Source organism: Bacillus sp. C30 (assembly GCF_040838255.1).
Lineage (GTDB): Bacteria > Bacillota > Bacilli > Bacillales > Bacillaceae_G > Bacillus_A > Bacillus_A mycoides.
On the sequence record NZ_JBFPJH010000215.1, the window covers coordinates 1 to 5,635 of the forward strand.

The 5,635-nt window shown below is 35.4% G+C and carries 6 protein-coding genes; 2 read left to right on the forward strand and 4 right to left on the reverse strand.

Features of this window, described 5'->3' with window-relative positions; translation table 11 throughout:
* Window positions 1-74: 74 nt before the first annotated feature.
* Window positions 75-566, reverse strand: coding sequence for a DUF2716 domain-containing protein (locus tag AB3X49_RS16645; protein WP_002165521.1), 492 nt, complete (start codon window positions 564-566; stop codon window positions 75-77).
* Between the two features lie 196 nt (window positions 567-762).
* Between AB3X49_RS16645 and AB3X49_RS16650 the strand changes: the two genes are divergently transcribed.
* Complete coding sequence (locus AB3X49_RS16650) at window positions 763-1,527, forward strand: class I SAM-dependent methyltransferase (RefSeq protein ID WP_002127984.1); 765 nt, start codon at window positions 763-765, stop codon at window positions 1,525-1,527.
* 81 nt (window positions 1,528-1,608) lie between these two features.
* Here AB3X49_RS16650 and AB3X49_RS16655 read toward each other — a convergent pair whose 3' ends face one another.
* Window positions 1,609-2,133: an NUDIX hydrolase gene (locus AB3X49_RS16655; RefSeq protein WP_131245583.1), complete on the reverse strand. Its 525-nt coding sequence runs from the start codon at window positions 2,131-2,133 to the stop codon at window positions 1,609-1,611.
* 182 nt (window positions 2,134-2,315) lie between these two features.
* Between AB3X49_RS16655 and AB3X49_RS16660 the strand changes: the two genes are divergently transcribed.
* Window positions 2,316-2,939 carry a cephalosporin hydroxylase family protein gene (locus tag AB3X49_RS16660; protein ID WP_078178857.1) on the forward strand — a complete coding sequence of 208 codons (624 nt, stop codon included), beginning with the start codon at window positions 2,316-2,318 and terminating at the stop codon, window positions 2,937-2,939.
* A gap of 33 nt (window positions 2,940-2,972) precedes the next feature.
* On the opposite strand, the gene lepB is transcribed toward AB3X49_RS16660, so the two are convergent.
* Both lepB and AB3X49_RS16670 read right to left on the reverse strand, forming a co-directional pair.
* Entirely contained in the window at window positions 2,973-3,494 is a 522-nt protein-coding gene (gene lepB / locus AB3X49_RS16665) for a signal peptidase I (RefSeq protein ID WP_002127988.1), read from the reverse strand.
* 110 nt (window positions 3,495-3,604) lie between these two features.
* Window positions 3,605-5,635: peptidoglycan D,D-transpeptidase FtsI family protein (locus AB3X49_RS16670; RefSeq protein ID WP_367963457.1), on the reverse strand; the 2,031-nt coding region annotated here is incomplete at its 5' end.

Consider the following 5,635-nt stretch of genomic DNA (forward strand, 5'->3'; position numbering starts at 1 on the left):
CTATATGAAAACAGCTAATAATAAAAACGTTTATACTTCATTTGGAAGTATAAATGTTTTTTCTCTTTTAAACATTAACCCTGCCTTAAAATCTTATGAAACATTTCCGGTTTATGTTGATCAAAAGCATCTATTAATTCTTTTCCAAATATCGTTATACTCTCCTCCCACGGATGCCCTAAATACCCCCACTTAAAGTCCTTCTGAATAAAGAAATAGTAATCTCCAGTTGGAAAAATCGGGATTGTCCACTCATCAAATTCATTTCTATCAAACTTTAAATGTGAATTTACCCAGTAACATTCATGTTGCCAATCAAGTGCCATTATATATTCATTCGATACTGTATTCTCTTTAAAAACTAGTAATGCTTTTTCTTCCAGATCGTCATATACATTTAAATCTACCGATTCTCCAAAGTAATGAGAAATATCATATGTTATAAAAGGACTTGGCACCTTAAATGATGGGAATATAGACATACTTGGTGAAAACTCAAAATCACTATATACCCTATCCCATATTCGGTCGTACTCTTTGTCTGTAAACTCAATCCAATTCTTCATTAAATATCTACCTTCCCTTTATAGTTCAAAGGATTTTCACTCGATTATCCCGAATATATAAATAATTATTCTCGCAAGGAGCGAATTTGTATGAATCTATTCGAACACGAAACGTAAAACCTCTTCATCTTTACAAGAGGTCCTCCATTTCTCTGTTCTTACTATATCATTCATTAACGAAATAGGAGGACATATTATGAAACGTGATCCATTATTTTCAGCACTATTAGAAAGTGCAAAGACTAACTTTAGCGGCTGGGATTTCTCTTTCATTTCAGAAACTGGCCGTATGAATAGCGAACCCCTATCATGGTCATACGGTAGCACTGCTTTCCAGCTTATGCAACGTGCAAAATCAATGCTAGATATGGGGACTGGTGGCGGAGAGTTTTTATCTATGTTACAACCGTTCCCGTCAACTATTTATGCGACTGAGGGCTATGCTCCGAATGTCCCAATTGCACGAAAGAAATTAGAACCTTTAGGAGTTATAGTCGTAGAAGTGACTGATGATACTGCTTTACCATTTCAAGATGGTCAGTTTGATTTAATTGTGAATCAACATGAATCCTATTCTGCTTCTGAAGTGAAAAGAAGTCTTTCCACCAATGGAACATTTCTTACACAACAAGTCGGTGGTCTTGATTGTGCGGAACTGAATGAGCAGTTTGGCACACCGCTGAATAGCGAATTTTCAAGTTGGTCACTCGAAACGGCATGTAGTGAATTGAGAAAAAGCGGATTTACAATTTTAGAAGCGAAGGAAGAGTTCCCTCTTCAGCGTTTTTATGATGTCGGTTCTGTTGTCTATTACTTGCAAGCAATTCCGTGGCAAATTCCTGAATTTACAGTAGACAGCTATACCGAGGAATTGTATCGCATACATGAAATCATCTTGCAAAAAGGATATTTCGATGTGAAGCAACACCGCTTTATTATTAAAGCAAATTATGAAGAGTAAAATTTGAATTAGCATTCCTTGTAAAAAGCCAAATTCCCATAAAGAATTTGGCTTTCTCTTCGTATTTTAACGTTTCTTCTCTTATTGAGAAACGAGATATTTTTCATATCGTTTTTTCGTATTATCTTCTATCAAAAGTGTAGTTTTGTAATCAATAATATTCCGATTATCATATGTGAATATATGCTCTAAATTGTTGTCCTCACTTAATAATGTCGGTAAATATCTTTGCAAATTGCTAACTACACCTCTATTATCACCATCTAATATCCAATCAATTGACTTCCATTCTAATATACCTTCATGAGTGCTTACTGGCGTATCAATATGTACTCCATCTGGTAAATCAGCTAGGAATACATACATTCCCTCGCTACCCCGAGGTTCGTCTTTAACTTTAAAAATAACATTCCCTTTATACGTTACACTTGGAAGCTCTATTCCCGTTTCCTCAAAGGTTTCTCTAATGACTCCTTCGTATGGCGTTTCATACTCTTCTATTTTCCCTCCGACACCATTCCACATTCCCATTGTCGGCTTCTTGTTTCTATTTAGTAGAAGTATTCTATCTCCTTTTCTAATGAAGCAAATTGTGTACTTATACATACGATCATTTCCTTTCATTTACATCTTCTTTTGTAAGCAATTCATTTTCCACATGTGTTATTTGGCTTATTTTCACGTGAAAACACTCGCCTTATAATCCCTTACCACATAATATATAGTACAACTTTCATACGTAAACTCTTTACGTATGAAAGAATCCTTTTTAGAAAGGAGAATTCAAAATCGATAACATTAGTAGCGAATTTCTAAAACAATATTACGACAGCAACGTTTGGTTACATGGTACACACTGGTTCGGGGTTCCAATCTGCAAACTTCCTTCTGATCTCTTTTTGTATCAAGAAATATTATACGAATTAAAGCCTGATTTAATTATTGAATGCGGAACTTTTTACGGTGGTAGTGCACTGTTTTTAGCTTCTATGTTAGATTTAATTGGAAAAGGTCACGTACTTACTATCGATATAACTCCGCAACCAAATCGGCCATCCCATAATCGAATTACGTATTTAACAGCTTCATCTGTTTCTGTACAGGCCGTCCAATCAATATTAAGTATGCGCAAACCTGATGATGTGATTTTAGTTATTTTAGATTCTGATCATAGTAAAGAACATGTATCGAAAGAACTCTTACTTTATAAATCTATTGTAACCACTGGCAGTTACATTATTGTAGAAGATACAAGTATTAACGGAAATCCTCTCCTTCCTGATTGGGGCCCTGGCCCAATGGAAGCTGTGGAAGAGTTTTTAACTAAAAATAGCAATTTCATAATCGATGAATCTAAACATAAGTTTTTCATATCATTTAATCCAAAAGGTTTTTTAAAGAAGATAAAGTGAAACTTTAATAAGTGGGGTTTTGTGAATCCCCACTTATTTTATGATTTTCATTTTCGAAAAAGGATAGTACACAAATTCCACTTTTCCTATTATATTATCTTCTTCAATATATCCTAAACCATTTCGACTATCCTTACTTTGTTCACGATTGTCTCCCATTACAAATAACTTATTTGGCGGAATCTTTGTCTTTTGAAAATTATAAAACACTTGTGTATTGTTATATAAATCTTTATTTATATAAGGTTCATCTTGCTTTTTGTCATTTACGTATACAGTTCCATTCGTTATGTTAATTATGTCACCAGGAAGCCCTATTACACGTTTCACATAATATTTCGACTCATCCTCTTCCTTAATAATGACGATTTCTCCATGCTGTAAGCTAGAAAAATGTACAGCGGCTTTATTTACAAATACGTAGTCTTCTTCATGTAAAGTTGGCTGCATTGATTTTCCTTCCACCTTACATAAAGTAAAAGACTGGTACGCTCCTACTAGGACAAATATAAATAGTATGTACTTTCCCCAACCTCTCTTAATCTCCTCTTTCATATCCATTCCCACCTTATCAAAACACTTTTCAACTCAAAAATATATCACTGCACCTGTTCATTTGCGCAGTGATATGCTACAATTTGAAGTTTTTACTGTGCCTTACTCGGCTATTGTGCTACTGGGACTGGACTTGCACCCGATCTCTGCGTTTTTAAGTCAAAATATGCATCCAAAACCTCTTTACCAATTGCAGAATTAATACCTGATTTATCATTATTTACCCATGGCACAACAACAGAAAAAGCAACTTCCGGATCAGCATCATATGGCGCATACCCGGCGAGAGTTAAATTATAACATTTTTTTCGATAGTTGTTTTCATCTCTTCCAATATCACTTTCTCCACCGTACACTGTTTCTGCTGTTCCTGTTTTCCCAGCCGGTTTATACGGTAAACCTTTAAAAGTTCCAGCACCGGTCCCATCTACCTCTTGGAAAACTCTTCTAAACCCTTCTTTCACATGATTTATATATGAAAGATCCATATCCACTCGATTTAACACGACTGGTTCCATCGATTGCATAACTTTCCCGACTTCCTCTGGTCTATTCGGTTGCTCTCTAATTTCTTGTACAATTTGTGGTTTCATTCGGTAACCACCATTTGCAATCGTTGACATATATTGCGCAAGCTGAAGCGGCGTATATGTATCATATTGTCCAATGGCATAGTCAAGTAAAAAACCAGGTATATTATCGGTTCTACCCATTTGACCAATCGATTCATTTGGAAGGTCAATACCGGTTGGTACACCTAAACCAAATTGTCTAAAGTAATAGCGCATTTTATTGAATGTTTCTTGCCTAATATCTAACGGATTGTTTGGTACATAATCAATCCCCGCAATCTTTAACGCCGTATTAAACATGTAGACATTGGATGAAACTTGCAATGCTCTTAAATCATCAATATCTCCAAAGTCTTTCCACGATTTCTTCGGCTTCGAACTTCCTTTAAAGTACATTGGTGCATCAAAGAAATGCGTATATGGCTTAATCGCTTCTGTTTGATATCCCGCTAATACCGTAGCTCCTTTCACCGTTGATCCTAACTCGTAAGAACTTATCATCGTTCCTAAAGCGTAGTCTTCTATTTGCATCCCGCCATCTTTATTTACAATTTTCTTTCCTGCTAATGATAGAATTTGACCATTTTTCGGATTCATCATAACGACGAATGCACGATCCATCATCGGTTCAGAAGAATGAAATGCCCTTAAATTCCTTTCAAGACTTTCCTCCACCTTTTTCTGTAAATCCATATCAACTGTTAACATTAAATTATTTCCACTTTTTCCTTTTGTCACTTTTTCAGTCCGAATAATATTTCCAGCTTTATCCGTAATATTTTTAGACTGTTCTTTCGTTCCATGTAACACATCTTCGTATTGTTTTTCGATGTAACTCTTACCAATACGATCATTTCGGTTATAATCTCGCACTAAATAATAGTCTAATTGCTCCCTTGGTAATCCCTCATTCTCAGTAGAAACACTACCAAGTACAGAACGTAGTATTTTGTCATTTGGATATTCGCGCTCCCAATCCACAGTCGTATCTACGCCTGGCAAGCTCGATAATCCTTCACTCACTACTGCATATTCATTTTGACTTACATCTTTTTTGACGATTTGTGGCGTCATTTTATATCCCGCATTCATTTTGCTTTTAATTGCTAGTACTTCTATATCCTCTTTCGAAAGCTCGTTTAATTCTTCTTGTGTAATTCTTTCTCGTCTCAACTCTTCTACTTTCTTATCTAAGTCTTTCCCTTCTATTTCCTGTTTCCTAAATTTACTCTCATCTTCTTTCGTTACTTTTGTTGCTGCACGTTTTTCATTTAACTGCATCCAAAAATCTTTTTTATCTGTCTCTGTTAACTTGTCCATATCTTCTTGCGGCATTTCAATTAGCTTTGCTAAATTTCTTGCCACTATTAAAACCTCTTTTGAGTCCACTCCTTTCATCTTCGTATATGTAACAGTTCGTAACGGTTTATTATTTACAATAACTTTCCCTTCCCGGTCAAACATCTTCCCTCTCGGAACTGGAGTACTCACCGTTACATCTTCCTTTTTATTCACTTCATTTCGATACGTTTCTCCGTCGATGATTTGTACTTTACCTAATTGAATAAT